This is a genomic window from Streptomyces sp. NPDC045021, from assembly GCF_056432645.1.
Genome location: NZ_JBWKIQ010000002.1, coordinates 81,441 through 96,338 on the forward strand (window position 1 = coordinate 81,441; position 14,898 = coordinate 96,338).

At 68.0% G+C, this 14,898-nt stretch carries 14 protein-coding genes, 1 tRNA gene and 1 pseudogene; 6 read left to right on the top strand and 10 right to left on the bottom strand.

Going from position 1 to position 14,898, the window contains the following annotated elements:
• Nucleotides 1-224: 224 nt before the first annotated feature.
• Complete coding sequence (locus AC07DC_RS07380; protein WP_478912798.1) at nt 225-635, top strand: ATP-binding protein; 411 nt, start codon at nt 225-227, stop codon at nt 633-635.
• On the opposite strand, the gene AC07DC_RS07385 is transcribed toward AC07DC_RS07380, so the two are convergent.
• The 5 genes from AC07DC_RS07385 to dnaK form a co-directional block, all read right to left on the bottom strand.
• The gene (locus AC07DC_RS07385) at nt 632-1,147 is read right to left on the bottom strand and encodes an FBP domain-containing protein (protein WP_478912800.1); all 516 of its coding nucleotides are present in this window, start codon (nt 1,145-1,147) and stop codon (nt 632-634) included. The genes AC07DC_RS07380 and AC07DC_RS07385 overlap by 4 nt on opposite strands.
• Before the next feature lie 120 nt (nt 1,148-1,267).
• Entirely contained in the window at nt 1,268-1,720 is a 453-nt protein-coding gene (locus tag AC07DC_RS07390; protein WP_478912802.1) for a heat shock protein transcriptional repressor HspR, read from the bottom strand.
• A gap of 1 nt (nt 1,721) precedes the next feature.
• Nucleotides 1,722-2,918, bottom strand: a complete 1,197-nt coding sequence (gene dnaJ, locus AC07DC_RS07395; protein ID WP_478912804.1) for a molecular chaperone DnaJ — start codon at nt 2,916-2,918, stop codon at nt 1,722-1,724.
• 30 nt (nt 2,919-2,948) lie between these two features.
• Nucleotides 2,949-3,614 carry a nucleotide exchange factor GrpE gene (gene grpE, locus AC07DC_RS07400; RefSeq protein WP_478912806.1) on the bottom strand — a complete coding sequence of 222 codons (666 nt, stop codon included), beginning with the start codon at nt 3,612-3,614 and terminating at the stop codon, nt 2,949-2,951.
• Nucleotides 3,611-5,467 carry a molecular chaperone DnaK gene (dnaK, locus tag AC07DC_RS07405; RefSeq protein WP_478912808.1) on the bottom strand — a complete coding sequence of 619 codons (1,857 nt, stop codon included), beginning with the start codon at nt 5,465-5,467 and terminating at the stop codon, nt 3,611-3,613. The genes grpE and dnaK overlap by 4 nt, the downstream gene beginning before the upstream one ends.
• A 528-nt stretch (nt 5,468-5,995) precedes the next feature.
• Between dnaK and AC07DC_RS07410 the strand changes: the two genes are divergently transcribed.
• Nucleotides 5,996-8,260 (top strand): (Fe-S)-binding protein, encoded by a 2,265-nt coding sequence (locus AC07DC_RS07410; protein WP_478912810.1) that lies wholly within the window; start codon nt 5,996-5,998, stop codon nt 8,258-8,260.
• 76 nt (nt 8,261-8,336) lie between these two features.
• Here AC07DC_RS07410 and AC07DC_RS07415 read toward each other — a convergent pair whose 3' ends face one another.
• Complete coding sequence (locus AC07DC_RS07415; RefSeq protein ID WP_478912812.1) at nt 8,337-9,176, bottom strand: DsbA family protein; 840 nt, start codon at nt 9,174-9,176, stop codon at nt 8,337-8,339.
• 259 nt (nt 9,177-9,435) lie between these two features.
• On the opposite strand from AC07DC_RS07415, the gene AC07DC_RS07420 reads away from it, so the two are divergent.
• Nucleotides 9,436-10,365, top strand: a complete 930-nt coding sequence (locus AC07DC_RS07420) for a Yip1 family protein (RefSeq protein ID WP_478912814.1) — start codon at nt 9,436-9,438, stop codon at nt 10,363-10,365.
• An 80-nt stretch (nt 10,366-10,445) separates the two neighbouring features.
• Here the strand turns inward: AC07DC_RS07420 and AC07DC_RS07425 are convergent, their stop codons facing one another.
• Both AC07DC_RS07425 and dcd read right to left on the bottom strand, forming a co-directional pair.
• Entirely contained in the window at nt 10,446-10,943 is a 498-nt protein-coding gene (locus AC07DC_RS07425; protein WP_478912816.1) for a phosphoribosyltransferase, read from the bottom strand.
• A 1-nt stretch (nt 10,944) separates the two neighbouring features.
• Complete coding sequence (gene dcd / locus AC07DC_RS07430; RefSeq protein ID WP_138351324.1) at nt 10,945-11,520, bottom strand: dCTP deaminase; 576 nt, start codon at nt 11,518-11,520, stop codon at nt 10,945-10,947.
• Between the two features lie 465 nt (nt 11,521-11,985).
• On the opposite strand from dcd, the gene AC07DC_RS07435 reads away from it, so the two are divergent.
• A tRNA-Gly gene (locus tag AC07DC_RS07435) sits at nt 11,986-12,059 on the top strand.
• A 268-nt stretch (nt 12,060-12,327) separates the two neighbouring features.
• Here the strand turns inward: AC07DC_RS07435 and AC07DC_RS07440 are convergent.
• A complete protein-coding gene (locus AC07DC_RS07440) occupies nt 12,328-12,450 on the bottom strand; it encodes a hypothetical protein (RefSeq protein WP_478912818.1) in 123 nt (40 codons plus the stop codon).
• Between the two features lie 714 nt (nt 12,451-13,164).
• On the opposite strand from AC07DC_RS07440, the gene AC07DC_RS07445 reads away from it, so the two are divergent.
• Both AC07DC_RS07445 and AC07DC_RS07450 read left to right on the top strand, forming a co-directional pair.
• The gene (locus AC07DC_RS07445) at nt 13,165-14,043 is read left to right on the top strand and encodes a hypothetical protein (RefSeq protein ID WP_478912820.1); all 879 of its coding nucleotides are present in this window, start codon (nt 13,165-13,167) and stop codon (nt 14,041-14,043) included.
• A gap of 56 nt (nt 14,044-14,099) precedes the next feature.
• Nucleotides 14,100-14,303 (top strand): annotated as a pseudogene (locus tag AC07DC_RS07450) (mobilization protein); the annotation flags it as partial.
• Nucleotides 14,304-14,369: 66 nt separating this feature from the next.
• Here the strand turns inward: AC07DC_RS07450 and AC07DC_RS07455 are convergent.
• On the bottom strand, nt 14,370-14,765 hold the full coding sequence (locus AC07DC_RS07455) for a hypothetical protein (protein ID WP_478912822.1): 396 nt from the start codon (nt 14,763-14,765) through the stop codon (nt 14,370-14,372).
• Between the last annotated feature and the right edge of the window lie 133 nt (nt 14,766-14,898).

Here is a 14,898-nt window from a genome sequence, read left to right on the forward strand (position 1 = left end):
TCCCGGAGTCTGCCGCGATCAACTCCCTTGGTCCACATAGTTGTTCACCCGTCACCCGTGCGGGTTGGAATACCCGGAAACGGTTGCAACTACAGAAGACCGTTCCCTACCGTCGTGGGCAGCCATCCACCGCGCTGGAAGCGGAAGTGCACCGGAACCGACGGAGTCGATCCCGGCACTGCCACTGCGAAACAGCGCCCCGCCTCCCACGGAAGCGCGAACCCATGCTGAATGGAACCGACTTCTCGCTCGTCTTCCCGCCTGACCCCGTATGGGTCCGCTCCGCCCGCGAGGGCGTCCGTACGCTGCTCACCGCTACCGGCGGCGGAGCCGAGCTCGCCGATACGGCGTTACTGCTCACGTCCGAGGTCGTGACGAACGCCGTGCTCGCCTGCCGTCGAGCCGGTACCCGGGCGCGGTTGACCCTCTTCGCCGAGTGCGCGACGCCCGGCGCGCTGCGGGTGCTGATCAGCGATGACGCGCCGGGGCTGCCGGACGCGCACGGCCGGCCCGGGGCGGACGAGGAGCACGGGCGCGGGCTGCCGCTGCTCAGCGCGTGCGCGACGGCGTGGGGCGTGTGCCGGCACGGGGCGGGGCCGGGGAAAGCCGTCTGGTTCGAACTGGGCGGAGGCTAAGCCGCCGCCTCGCCGTCCGCCAGGACCTTCGTCAGAAAGACGTCCAGGTTCCGCAGGGTCCGGGCGATCTGCTCGTCCAGAGTGAGGGTCTCCTCGAACCGCTGGGCCGTCGCGACCTTCTTCTTCCCCCGCACATACAGCGAACAGGCCAGGTCGGCGCAGATGTACGTGCCGATCGTGTTGCCGTTGCGGCCCTCGGGGCCGGCCTTCGGGGCGACGAGGAGGTCGACGCCGCCGCTGGCGTGGTTGGTGACGCAGATCGAGCAGAGGCTGGTGCGCAGCATGTTGCGCCGGGCTCCGCCCGAGCTACGCAACGCGATACCGGTGAGCCCGTCCGCCCCGGGCGCCACGAGGTAGCCGCGGTCCGGGGCTCCGGGGTCGCGCCAGCCGAGGAAGTCGAGATCCGCCCAGGGCAGGTCGGCGAAGTCCCGGGGCAGGTTGAGGCGGCGTGCTTCTCCCTTGGAACAGTTCACGAAGGAGGCACGGATCTGCTGTTCGACGAGCGGTTCCATGGAAATCGACGCTAACAGCCAGGTCCGGACATGTCGTCCGGATTTCCGCCCGGCAACAGGGCCAGGGCACGACGGAGCCCGGCACCCCCGAGAAGGTGCCGGGCTCGTACACAGGCGCGACTAATCGTTCCTCTTGGGACGCCAGACGACCAGCGCGGTCGTCTGCTTCTCCTGGTACGGGACCAGGTCGCGGCGGTAGGAGGCATGGACGGCGGCCTCGCGCTGCTGGATGGCGGCCGACATGCCTTCGGCGGCCGCCGCGAGCTCGGCGACGCGCGCCTGGAGCGCGGCCACCTGGTTCTCCAGCTCGATGATGCGCTTGATGCCGGCGAGGTTGATGCCCTCGTCCTGCGACAGCCGCTGCACCTCGCGGAGCAGCTCGATGTCGCGGGCCGAGTAGCGTCGGCCGCGGCCGGCGGTGCGGTCGGGGGAGACCAGGCCGAGACGGTCGTACTGGCGCAACGTCTGCGGGTGCAGCCCGGAAAGCTGGGCCGCCACCGAGATGACGTAGACCGGGGACTCCTCGGTCAGCTGGTACGGATGACGCATCCGACCGCCCCGCATGCCGTCCATGTCATGCTCCCTTCGCGGCCTTGAAGAGCTCTGCCCGCGGGTCGAACTCCGCTGTGGCCTCGCGGTAGGACTCCAGCGCGTCGAGCGCCTTGCCCTCGGTCTTCTCCGGTACCGCGACCTCCACGGTGACCAGCAGGTCACCACGGCTGCCGTCCTTGCGGAGCGCGCCCTTGCCGCGGGCCCGCAGAGTACGCCCGTTGGGCGTGCCCGGGGGCAGCTTGAGGGTGACCGGCGGACCGCCGAGCGTCGGTACCTTGATGTCGCCGCCGAGCGTCGCCTCCGGGTAGGAGACGGGCACGGTGACGGAGAGGTTGTCGTCCTTGCGTCCGAACACGGGGTGCTTGTCGACATGGACGACGACATACAGATCGCCGGCCGGGCCGCCGCGCTCGCCCGGTGCGCCCTTGCCGCGCAGCCGGATCCGCTGGCTGTCGGTGACACCCGCGGGGATCCTGACCTGCATGGTGCGGGAGCTGCGGGCGCGCCCGCTGCCCTTGCAGACGTCGCAGGGGTCCTGGGCGATGAGCCCGCGGCCCTTGCAGTCCACACACGGGTCGGTGAGCGAGAACCCGCCACCGCCGCCGCGCGACACCTGGCCGGTACCGACGCAGGTCGGGCAGACCCGGGGGGTGCCGTTCTTGTCGCCGGTGCCGGAGCAGACCTTGCAGGGCGCCTGGCTGGACATCCGGAGCGGGACCGTGGCCCCGTCCACCGCCTCGGTGAAGCTGAGCGTCACCTCGGACTCGATGTCCTGGCCGCGGCGCGGCTGGACGCGGGTGCCGGTGCCGCCGGCGCCCCGGTTGAACAGGCCGCCGAAGACATCACCGAGACCGCCGCCGAAACCGCCGGCCTGGCCGGTCTGCGAGCTCCCGCCCTGGGCTCCTCCGAAGAGGTCACCGAGGTCGAAGCCGAAGCCGCCCTGGCCGCCGGCACCGCCGGGGCTGCGCAGTCCGCCGTTGCCGAACAGCGCACGACCGTCGTCGTACTCCTTGCGGCGCTTGGCGTCGGACAGGACGTCGTTGGCCTCGGAGATCTCCTTGAAGCGCTCCTCGGCCTTGGCGTCGCCCTTGTTGGCGTCCGGGTGGAACTCGCGAGCGAGCTTCCGGTACGCCTTCTTGATCTCCGCCTCGGTCGCGTCCTTCGGGACGCCGAGAACCTTGTAGAGGTCCTTCTCGTACAAGTCCCTGCTGATGCTCATCCTCGCCGTCCCTCCTTCCCGTGTGTCGCGTCAGCCCTCTTCCGGGCCACCGTTCTCCTCGTCAGACGCCTCGTCCTCACCCTTGCCCGCCGTGCCCGGCTGGGGCTCGGCGACGGCGACGCGGGCCGGGCGGATGGTCCGCTCGCCGATCCGGTACCCGGGCTGCAGGATCTGCACGCAGGTGGTCTGCGTGACATCCGGCGAATAGCTGTGCATGAGGGCCTCGTGCACCAGCGGGTCGAAGGGCTCGCCCTCCTTGCCGAACTGCTGCAGACCCAGCTTGGCCACCACGGTCTCCAACGACTCGCCGACGGACTTGAAGCCGCCGACCAGCTCGCCATGATCCCGCGCGCGGCCGATGTCGTCGAGTACCGGGAGCAGTTCGGTCAGCAGGTTCGCGACAGCGACCTCCTTGACCGCGATGCGGTCCCGGTCCACCCGGCGCCGGTAGTTCTGGTACTCGGCCTGGAGCCGCTGGAGGTCCGCGGTGCGCTCGCTGAGCGCGCTGCGGGACTGGTCCAGCTGGGCCTTCAGGGCTGTGATCTGATTCGCGTCCCCGGCCGGGGCCGCCGGCTCCGCCTCATCGGCGGAACCGGCGGCCTTCGCCGCTTCGTTGTCGGGCGTCGCGCTCTCGGACTCCGCGGCATCGGAGGGGACGTCGGGCTCCTTGTCGAAGCCCTTCGACTCCTCCGTCACGCGGCACCGTCCTTCGGCTTGTCCTCGTCCACGATCTCGGCGTCGACGACATCGTCGTCGGCCTGGGCCTGGCCGGCACCCGCGGCGTCCTCGGGACCGGCGGCGCCGGCACCTTCGGCCTGGGCGTTGGCGTAGAGCGCCGTGCCGAGCTTCTGGCTGGTGGCGGCGACCTTCTCGGTGGCCTCGCGGATCGCGGCGACGTCCTCGCCCTTGAGCTTCTCCTTGAGGTCCGCGACGGTCGTCTCGACCTCTTCCTTCACGTCCGCCGGGAGCTTGTCCGTGTTGTCGGCGATGAACTTCTCCGTCTGGTAGACGAGCTGTTCGGCCTGGTTACGGGTCTCGGCGGCCTCGCGGCGCTTGTGGTCCTCTTCCGCGTACTGCTCGGACTCGCGCATCATGCGGTCGATGTCGTCCTTCGGCAGCGCGGAGCCACCGGTGACGGTCATGCGCTGCTCCTTGCCGGTGCCGAGGTCCTTGGCGCCGACGTGCATGATTCCGTTCGCGTCGATGTCGAAGGTGACCTCGATCTGCGGCATCCCGCGCGGGGCCGGCGGCAGACCGGTCAGCTCGAACATCCCGAGCTTCTTGTTGTACGCCGCGATCTCGCGCTCGCCCTGGTAGACCTGGATCTGGACGGACGGCTGGTTGTCCTCGGCCGTCGTGAAGATCTCGGAGCGCTTCGTCGGGATCGTGGTGTTGCGCTCGATGAGCTTCGTCATGATGCCGCCCTTGGTCTCAATACCCAGGGACAGCGGGGTGACGTCGAGCAGCAGGACGTCCTTGACCTCGCCCTTCAGGACACCGGCCTGCAGTGCGGCGCCGATGGCGACGACCTCGTCCGGGTTGACGCCCTTGTTGGCGTCCTGACCGCCGGTCAGCTCCTTGACGAGCTCGGCGACGGCGGGCATGCGGGTCGAGCCACCGACCAGAACGACGTGGTCGATCTCGGACAGCTGGATGCCGGCGTCCTTGATGACGTTGTTGAACGGGTTCTTGCAGCGGTCCAGCAGGTCGGACGTGAGCTGCTGGAACTGGGCGCGGGTGAGCTTCTCGTCCAGGTGCAGCGGGCCCTCGGCGGACGCCGTGATGTAAGGCAGGTTGATCGAGGTCTCGGTGGACGAGGACAGCTCGATCTTCGCCTTCTCAGCGGCCTCGCGGAGGCGCTGGAGGGCCATCTTGTCCTTGGACAGGTCCACGCCGTGACCGTTGGCGAACTGCTTCACCAGGTAGTCGACGACACGCTGGTCCCAGTCGTCACCACCGAGGTGGTTGTCACCGTTGGTGGCCTTCACCTCGACGACGCCGTCGCCGATCTCGAGCAGCGAGACGTCGAAGGTGCCGCCACCGAGGTCGAAGACGAGGATGGTCTGGTCGTCCTTGTCGAGACCGTAGGCCAGGGCGGCGGCCGTCGGCTCATTGACAATACGCAGGACGTTGAGACCCGCGATCTCGCCGGCCTCCTTGGTCGCCTGGCGCTCGGAGTCATTGAAGTACGCCGGGACGGTGATGACCGCGTCCTGGACCTTCTCGCCCAGGTAGGCCTCGGCGTCACGCTTCAGCTTCTGCAGGATGAAGGCGCTCATCTGCTGCGGGTTGAAGTCCTTGCCGTCAACGTTGATCTTCCAGTCGGTGCCCATGTGGCGCTTGACCGACCGGACGGTCCTGTCGACGTTCGTGACTGCCTGGCGCTTGGCTACCTCTCCGACGAGCACCTCGCCGTTCTTGGCGAAGGCGACGACGGACGGCGTGGTCCTGGCGCCTTCGGCGTTGGTGATGACGGTGGGCTCGCCGCCTTCGAGAACGCTGACGACGGAATTAGTCGTGCCCAGGTCGATGCCGACCGCACGTGCCATGGTAAATCCTCCAGCTGACCGACTTGAGTGGAACTGGCTCAAGGGTGCATCAGAGATAGAAACCTGTCAACAGAGCTGAGTGGAGGGGACTCAACTCTTCGACTGTTCGATCGCTCACAGCTTCCGTTGCGCGGCTCCGACCTGCACTTTCCGGTCAGGGTCGGCATCAGGATCGACCTTCGCGCCGGGCCCGGAGCGGCGCATCGGCAGCCGGTCGGAGCGGCACCGTCGAAGCGGGGCCGGTGCCCGGCATGGCCGCCGTGCCCGGCTGTCGTGTCCGTCCTGCCCGGCCGTACCGCATTGCTGCACTGTATTGCCGCATTGCAGGGCTTTTGTTCGCCTATAGTCATATTTCCCACGAAGGATGCGGGCCAGGCGCGCGGGGCCCGTCGTTCGATCGGTGACACAGCGACACAGATCACCGGCTGGGCGGCTGTATGAGGCCACGTATCCCGGGTAATCTCAGCGGGAGACTGGATAAGTTACCGCTTAGTAATCCCCGCTCTCGCAGGCCCGAGGAGCCCCGAAATGCAACTCGCCGCGATCCTTGTGTCGCTGGTACTCGCCGTGGTCGGCGCGGCACTGTTCGGCCGAGCCATCGCGCAGATCTACCACTTCGTGAAGCTCGGCCAGGACGTACCCGCGGGCACCCGCACCGCTGAACCCGTGCAGCGCACCGTCACCGTGGCCAAGGAGTTCCTCGGGCACACCCGGATGAACCGCTGGGGCATCGTCGGCGTCGCCCACTGGTTCGTCGCCGTCGGCTTCTTCTCGCTCGTGGCGACGCTGGTGAACGCCTTCGGCCAGCTCTTCCAGGCCGACTGGGTACTGCCGATCATCGGCCACTGGCTGCCGTACGAGATCTTCGTCGAGTTCATCGGGCTGATGACGACGCTCGGCATCCTCACGCTGATCGTCATCCGGCAGCTCTCGCTGCCGAGCCGGGCCGGCCGCAAGTCCCGGTTCGCGGGATCCAACTTCGGCCAGGCGTACTTCGTCGAGGCCGTCATCCTCATCATCGGCCTCGCGATCATGACCCTGCGCGGCCTGGAGGGCGCCCTCACCGGCGTCCACGGCTACGAGGCCGCGTACTTCGCCTCGTACCCCCTGGTCGCGGCCTTCAGGGGTATGGACTTCAGCACCCTGCAGAACCTCGTCTACCTCACGGCGATGATCAAGATCGGGACGTCCTTCATCTGGATGATCACGGTCGCGCTGAAGACGGACATGGGTGTCGCCTGGCACCGCTTCCTCGCCTTCCCCAACATCTGGTTCAAGCGCGAGGCGGACGGCGGTGTCGCGCTCGGCGCGCTGCAGCCGATGGCGTCGGGCGGCGTACCGATCGACTTCGAGGACCCGGGCGAGGACGACCAGTTCGGCGTCTCCCAGATCGAGCACTTCTCCTGGAAGGGCCTGCTCGACTTCTCCACCTGTACCGAGTGCGGCCGCTGCCAGTCGCAGTGCCCCGCCTGGAACACCGGCAAGCCGCTCTCCCCCAAGCTCCTGATCATGTCGCTGCGCGACCACGCGCACGCCAAGGCGCCGTACCTGCTCGCGGGTGGCGGCAAGGACGCCGAGGGCAACGAGAAGGCGACGCCCGAGCAGCTGGCGAACGTACCGGCCGCCGCCCTGGCGGAGGCCGAGCGCCCGCTCATCGGCACCGCCGAGGAGAACGGCGTCATCGACCCGGACGTCCTGTGGTCCTGCACCACCTGCGGCGCCTGTGTCGAGCAGTGCCCGGTCGACATCGAGCACATCGACCACATCGTCGACATGCGGCGCTACCAGGTGATGATCGAGTCCGCGTTCCCGAGCGAGGCCGGGACGATGCTCAAGAACCTGGAGAAGAAGGGCAACCCCTGGGGCCTGGCGAAGAAGCAGCGCCTGGCCTGGGTCAAGGAGGTCGACTTCGAGGTCCCGGTCGTGGGCCAGGACATCGAGGACCTCTCCGAGACCGAGTACCTGTACTGGGTCGGCTGCGCGGGCTCCCTGGAGGACCGCGCCAAGAAGACCACCAAGGCCTTCGCCGAGCTCCTGCACATCGCCGGTGTCTCCTTCGCCATCATGGGCGGCGAGGAGAACTGCACGGGCGACTCCGCCCGCCGCCTCGGCAACGAGTTCCTCTTCCAGCAGCTCGGCCAGCAGAACGTCGAGATGCTGAACATGGCGTTCGGTGAGGACGCCGAAGAAGGCATCGTCGTCGAGAAGGCCAAGAAGAAGATCGTCGCGACCTGCCCGCACTGCTTCAACACCATCGCGAACGAGTACCCGCAGCTCGGTGGCGAGTACGAGGTCATCCACCACACGCAGCTGCTGCAGCACCTGGTGGACGAGGGCAAGCTCGTCCCGGTCACCCCGGTCGAGGGCCTGATCACGTACCACGACCCCTGCTACCTGGGCCGGCACAACAAGGTCTACACACCGCCGCGCGACATCATCAAGGCGGTGCCGGGGCTCCGCAACGAGGAGATGCACCGGCACAAGGAGCGCGGCTTCTGCTGCGGCGCCGGCGGCGCGCGCATGTGGATGGAGGAGCGCATCGGCAAGCGCATCAACAACGAGCGCGTGGACGAGGCGCTGTCCCTCAACCCGGACATCGTCTCCACCGCCTGCCCGTTCTGCCTGGTGATGCTCACCGACTCGATCAACGGCAAGAAGAACGACGGCAAGGCGAAGGAGAACCTGCAGGTCGTTGACGTCTCGCAGCTGCTGCTGCAGTCGGTCAAGACACCTGTGGAGCCCGACGCCGAGGGCCCGGTGGAGGAGCCCGCGGAGGCGGCAAGCAACTCCTGACACCTCCTCTCGTAACGCGATGACGGCATGCCCCTGAGGGCATGCCGTCATCGCGTTACGGAGTGTTGTTCGTCGGCTAGCTGATGCCGAGCTCCTTGAGCGCCTTGGTGAACGCGGCCGCGTCGTACACGGCGTCCGCGGGCGTGACCTTCTTGCCGTTCACCAGGACCGTGGGCGTGCCCTGCGAACCGGAGGCCTCGAAGGCCTTCTCGGACGTCGCCACCCACCCCTTGTGGGTCTGCTCCTTGACCGCCTTCTGGAAGGCCGCGGTGTTCAGGCCCTTCACCGTGCCGGCGATCTTGAGCAGGAAGGCGTCGGTGAAGCCGTCCGCCGGCTCCTCGGGCTGGTTCGCGAAGACCGCGGAGTGGAACTCGGCGAACTTCCCCGCGTCGACGGCCGCGCGCATCGCGTTGGCCGCCTTCACCGAGCTGCTGCCGCCGAAGTTCGCGTCGAGGAAGGAGGCGATCGTGTACTCGACCTTGACCTTGCCGTCCTTCACCAGCTGCGCGAGCGCCGCGCCGCCGCCCTGCTCGAAGTGCTTGCAGTACGGGCAGCGCGGGTCCTCGTAGACCTTCACCGTGTTCGGCGCCTTCGGGTCGCCGACGACGATCGCCGTACCGTCGGCCGCCATGCGGGCGGGCAGTTGGGCGAGCAGGGCCGTGTCGACGGCGGCCTTGGCATCGCCGTCAGCGTTGGCACCGCCGTCGGCCTTGGCCCCGCCGTCAGCGTTGGCACCGGCTCCGGCCTTCGCGGACGCGGCGGAATCGGAGCCCGATTCCTTCAGCGACCCGAATCCGGACCCGGACCCGGATCCCGACCCTGATGACCCGCATCCGGCCGCCGTCATCGCGAGCAGCGCGACGGCGACGGCCGCGATTCCCGCGGTTCTGACGTTACGGGCGGTGCGTACGGCCATGGAACGGCTCCTTCTGGTCTGGCTGCTTCTGGTCCGGCTGCTTCTGGTCTGACTGCTGAGTCCCGGAAATCCCGAGATGTCCCCCAATCTAACGACGCTAAGTTCCCACCAGCCCCACCAGCCCCCGCATAAGTCATATGATTCAGGGCCAAAGGTCCCCCAAAGGACCTGCCGTCACGTGTCACAGGTTGGCAGCAAAGCCCGCCGCAGAACCGGCCACCAGGCCCGGCGCCCAGCGGGAACCGGTACGTTCGATGACGTGGCTGGATTCAGGAATCGACGCGGACGGGACCACGGCGGGCAGCAGGCGCCCCAGCACGGTGGGCCACAGAACTACGGACAACCGCAGGGTTATCCGCAGGGCTACGGAGGCGGGCAGAGCGGCGGCCAGGGCAGCGCGCAGGGTAGCGGGCAGGCGCATGGGCACGGCGGCGGTTACGGCGGCGCCCCGTCCGGCGAGCCCGAGTACTTCGGCGAGCCCGCTCCCGGCAGTGCGCCGGCACCGGCATACAACGACAACCCGGGCCACACCCGCGCCTTCACCCTCCCCGGATCCCCCGACCAGTTCGCGCCGTACGGCACTCCGGACCAGGACGGCGACCACGTCGCCACGTACCGCGCGGGTCAGACCACCGCGCCGCCCTCCGGGCCCCGGCTGCACTGGAAGCAGCTGATCAGCGGTATCGCGCTGCGCCCCGGCCACACCTTCTGGCAGATGCGGGACTACGCGGTGTGGGGCCCGGCCCTGACCGTCACGTTCCTCTACGGGCTGCTGGCCGTCTTCGGGTTCGACGCGGCCCGCGAGGACGTCCTCAACGCGACCGTGTCGTCCAGCATCCCGTGGGTGATCAGCACCGCCGTCGCCGTCACGCTCAGCGGCCTGATGCTGGGCACCGTGACGCACGCGCTGGCCCGCCAGCTCGGCGGCGACGGCTCCTGGGCCCCCACCGTCGGCCTGGCGATGCTCGTCACGTCGCTCACCGACGCGCCCCGCCTGCTCTTCGCGATCTTCCTCGGCAGCGCCAACGGACTCGTCCAGATCATCGGCTGGGTCACCTGGCTCGCCTGTGCGGCCCTGCTCACCTCCATGGTGAGCAAGTCCCACGACCTGCCCTGGCCCAAGGCGCTCGGCGCCGCCTCGATCCAACTCGTGGCGCTGCTGGTCCTCTTCAAGCTCCCGGTGATCTAGCTGATCCAGGTGATCTAGCAGTAAGGGGCGCCTCCCAATAGGAGGCGCCCCTTACTCACATCACGTCAACACCGGGCCGCTCAGGCGTCCCGAACCTGCCCCGCACGCTTCACAACCGGCTCGTCGACGGACCACGGGAAGTTGATCCAGTCGTCGGTGCGCTTCCACACGTACTCGCACTTCACGAGCGACTGCGCCTTCTCGTAGATCACCGCGCTGCGGACCTCCGCGACATGCCCCACGCAGAAGTCGTGCACCAGCTTCAGCGTCTTGCCGGTGTCCGCCACGTCATCGGCGATCAGCACCTTCTTCTGCGAGAAGTCGATCGCGTTCGGCATCGGCGCCAGCATGACGGGCATCGGCAGCGTCGTGCCCACACCCGTGTAGAACTCGACGTTCACCAGGTGGATGTTCTTGCAGTCCAGCGCGTAGGCCAGACCGCCGGCCACGAAGACCCCGCCGCGCGCGATCGACAGCACGATGTCGGGCTCGTACCCGTCGTCCGCGATCGTCTGTGCCAGCTCGCGCACGGCACGCCCGAAGCCCTCGTACGTCAGGTTCTCCCGCACGGCTGCCATGTCAGACCTGCGTCCGGTGGAAGTTCATGAACGACCGCGAGGCCGTCGGCCCCCGCTGCCCCTGATAGCGCGATCCGTACCGCTCCGAGCCGTACGGGTGCTCGGCCGGCGACGTGAGCCGGAACAGGCACAGCTGGCCGATCTTCATCCCCGGCCACAGCTTGATCGGCAGCGTCGCCAGATTCGACAGCTCCAGCGTCACGTGCCCGGAGAACCCCGGGTCGATGAAGCCGGCGGTCGAGTGCGTCACCAGCCCCAGCCGGCCCAGCGAGCTCTTCCCCTCCAGGCGCGACGCGAGGTCGTCCGGAAGCGAGATGACCTCGTAGGTCGACGCGAGCACGAACTCACCCGGATGCAGAATGAAGGGCTCATCACCCTCCGGCTCGACCAGCCGGGTCAGATCGCTCTGCTCCACCGCCGGGTCGATGTGCGGATACCGGTGGTTCTCGAACACGCGGAAGAGCCGATCCAGCCGGACGTCGATACTCGACGGCTGCACCATCGACTCGTCGAAGGGGTCGACCCGCACCCGTCCGCTGTCGATCTCGGCCCTGATGTCCTTGTCTGAGAGAAGCACGTCCCGAAGGTTACGCGGACGACGCTGCCCCGGCCCAATCCTGACCGGAGCCGCGCGGCACCACTTGCGCTACTTCCCGCTCTCCACCGGCACCGCATGCCGCAACCGCGCACAGCGCGGACACCTCAACAACCGCCCGGGACCCAGCCGGCCGACACCCAGATTCTGCATCGGGAACGACGCGGTGCTGAACACGTGCCCCTCGGCACAACGAACGACGGTGCGCTCCATCGCTTCCCTTCCCCAACTTCCGTGGACGACAAAAGCCACATTAGGGGATGAGACGGGCCATCTTCCACACGCCGCTCCGCACCCAACGCTACGCCCCAACCCCCGCCCCCCGCAGCCACATCCCGCCCCCACGAACCCACCCCACGACAACACGAAGGCCCCGGACAAAATCACGCCCGGGGCCGACCATGCGGTACAGTATGCGACGGTGCCACGCCTCAACCGGCGGGCCGCGCGAGTGTAGTTTAATGGTAGAACATGAGCTTCCCAAGCTCAGAGCGCGGGTTCGATTCCCGTCACTCGCTCCACACAAAGCCCCAGGTCATTGACCCGGGGCTTCCTTGTTGTCTAGACCACTTCGGGCATCCCGCACCACCTCCGCACCACTTGGCCCCTCCTTTGGCTGTGACCGCGCTTCCGTGACGCCTACGGCTGGAGAGGGAGCTTCTGAGCAGACCGAGCGAGGCGGGTCAGTTGGCGATGGTGACGCAGGGGAGGCCCACGCTCTCGCCCCGCGGAGGCCTTCTGCGCAGAGCCGGGTGCCCGCGAGGAAGTGCCGTTGGGGATATGCCTGTCCTACCTGTCCCGGTACGTCGTGAACGCGTCCAGGTCCTCAACCTTGGTGTTGGCGCTCCAGCCGTTGGTGGTCCACACGCGGGCGCTGATGCGGTGCGGCTGGTTGGTTTTGACGACCGACACCTCGACCCTGCCCAGGTAGGTGCCGACGTCGTAGGTCTGGATGCAGACCGAGTTGTTGCACCGCTAGCCGTCAGCCGCTGCGGGCGGCCCTGCGGCGATGACGCAACCCAGACCGGTTCTTGGCGATGCTCCCGTCCGCCAGCAGGCGGGTGGGCCGCCGAGTGGAGTGCCTTCTTAGCTGTGCGGTGCGCAGCAAGTAGGCCTCACAGGCGGCGACGGCATCGATCGGGGGATTTGGGGTGCAACGGGCGTTCCCCCAGGTGGCGGACGTCTATGAGTGGCCTGCGACGGTTCCGAGCCTCCGTGCCACTACGCTGCGTGACAGCCATACGAAGGGACGCATATGGGAAGCGGATTCAGTCGAATTTGTCGTACTGCTGCGGTCGTGGCGTTGTGTCTGGCGGCAATCGGCTGCGGCTCCCCAGGGCCCAAAGCCCCCGAGAGAAGCGCCTCCCCCTCCGAGGGCAACGCCTCCCCGCCCGCCGGGGGCAACACGTCCCCGTCCGGGGGGAACACCTCTCCGCCCGCCGGGGGCGGCGAAGACTCGTTCCCCCCGCTGACGACGCCTCCTCCCCGCACCGGTAAAGCAACCGACCCCGCGCCGGGCATCGCCCCTACGACTCCATCACCGGGGCCCAGCTGCCCCGACGGCTCGTCGCCATCCACCAGCCGCCCCACCTGCCCCATCTCGTCACCGCCGTCGCCAAGCGAATCGTGATCCCGACCTCCGCGCCCCCACACCACAAGAGCCGTCGCGATTCCGCAACTCCGGCAGGGATTCTCAGCTCTGTTATCGCACAGGCCTCCTTCCTTGCCGCGCTGATGTTCTACGCGGGCGTCCTGTACAGCAGTGCCTTCTACGGCTACTTCCACTTATCCCCGCTCTCGATCGGATTCAGCCCCGCAGAATTGGTCATCCAATGCCTGCGCCTGGTGACCGTGCCAGTACTCGTTGCCGTCGTAGGTGCATTAATCGCCGCCCGCGCGCCGAACCTGCTGGCAAAAATGCCTGAGAGGAGCGCGCACGTCATCACCAACGCCTCCGCCGCAGTGGCACGCCGACACCTAGTAGTACTGGCCGCTGGCCTGGCAATACTGCTCGCGTGGAGACCGATCCAGCTGCACGGCTGGGGATGGGTGGCTCCCGTTACGGTCGCGTCTGGCCTCCTTCTGGGACAGACACGCGCCGCCAACAACGGCGTCCGCCCAACTGGCCTCCGGAACTGCGCGGTGCCGGTCTTCGCTGCCGGGGTCTTCCTGCTTTGGGCAGTCGCTTTGATCGCCGGACAGCTTGGTCAGCGAGATGCCAGAAGCGTTGCCAACCATCTCGCTGACCGAACCGCCGTAGTCGTCTTCAGTACAGACAGCCTAAAACTGACGCCACGCGGAAAGCTGCGTGAGGACTGCCTCAGCCCTCAGACCCACTCCGCCTTTCGCTGCCGCTATACCGGATTGCGACTTCTCGTCGAGCGCAGCGGACGCTATCATCTGCTCCCCGACGGCTGGAACGTGGAGAACGACCCGGTATACGTCATCCACGAGAGTGACACCATCCGCGTCGAGCTGACGCCGGGCGTCCAACCAGCGAGGTAAGTCGCCACCCGGTGAGCGCCCCGGGAACCGCCCGCCCGACGCGTACCTCATCGCGTCCACGTGAACTGACCACTGCTCACCAACCCGCCCGAGTCCTGATCACCCGCATCCAACACAAGGCCCGCAACCCCGCACCCGACCCACGAGCCGAAGCCGCCCGCCTCCGCTCAACCAACACCCGGGCTCAGACTCCCGCTCACCTGCCCGGAAACCCCCAGGCCGCCCCGGCTATGCCGCGTGCCCATCAGCTGCGCCGCTGATAGGACCGAAGGACCCGCGGGCCGGCTGACCCACGGTCGCTGAGGAGCCCGGACCGGTTCGGTCCTTCAGCCGACCTCGGGTGCCTGCGAGTCCAGCTCGTACTGTTGCCAGTCGCGGTGCCTCTTCCAGGCCAGGGCGCGCTGGATTTCCAGGGGACCCAGGCCGGTGGCCGCCGACAGCGCCTCCCGAGTAAGCGATTGGGGCTGAAGCGCCAGGGCGCGGTCGATCTGCCCGGCCCACAGTTCCTCGGGCACGTACGGGCGGGTGCGGTACTCCTGCTGCAGGACGGCCAAGTGCTCGGGGGAGCAGGCGACGACCAGTCGCCGGCCGTCGCGCGCGGGACCACGGGCGCGGATCGCGGACGAGTCGGGGACGACGCCCAGCTGACATCCGTCGGTGAGCCGGCGGGCGCACAAGTCGCAGATGTCCGTCTCCGGAACCGGTGAGCGGTCAGTTCGCATGCCCGTTCTCCTGCCCCTTCCATGCGCAGACGCACTGACTGATCGTGCTGAACGGGAGCAGTATGCCTGCCTCCCGCTGGCACGAAAATCTATCCCGAGTGCAGTAGACATTCGCTTCGGGGTGTGGGTAGTG

Excerpts from the sequence above, each read along its gene's own strand:
- AC07DC_RS07380 (WP_478912798.1), top strand. The coding sequence starts at position 225 with ATGCTGAATGGAACCGACTTCTCGCTCGTCTTCCCGCCTGACCCCGTA.
- AC07DC_RS07385 (WP_478912800.1), bottom strand. The coding sequence starts at position 1,147 with ATGGAACCGCTCGTCGAACAGCAGATCCGTGCCTCCTTCGTGAACTGT.
- AC07DC_RS07390 (WP_478912802.1), bottom strand. The coding sequence starts at position 1,720 with ATGGACGGCATGCGGGGCGGTCGGATGCGTCATCCGTACCAGCTGACC.
- dnaJ (WP_478912804.1), bottom strand. The coding sequence starts at position 2,918 with ATGAGCATCAGCAGGGACTTGTACGAGAAGGACCTCTACAAGGTTCTC.
- dnaK (WP_478912808.1), bottom strand. The coding sequence starts at position 5,467 with ATGGCACGTGCGGTCGGCATCGACCTGGGCACGACTAATTCCGTCGTC.
- AC07DC_RS07410 (WP_478912810.1), top strand. The coding sequence starts at position 5,996 with ATGCAACTCGCCGCGATCCTTGTGTCGCTGGTACTCGCCGTGGTCGGC.
- AC07DC_RS07415 (WP_478912812.1), bottom strand. The coding sequence starts at position 9,176 with ATGGCCGTACGCACCGCCCGTAACGTCAGAACCGCGGGAATCGCGGCC.
- AC07DC_RS07425 (WP_478912816.1), bottom strand. The coding sequence starts at position 10,943 with ATGGCAGCCGTGCGGGAGAACCTGACGTACGAGGGCTTCGGGCGTGCC.
- AC07DC_RS07455 (WP_478912822.1), bottom strand. The coding sequence starts at position 14,765 with ATGCGAACTGACCGCTCACCGGTTCCGGAGACGGACATCTGCGACTTG.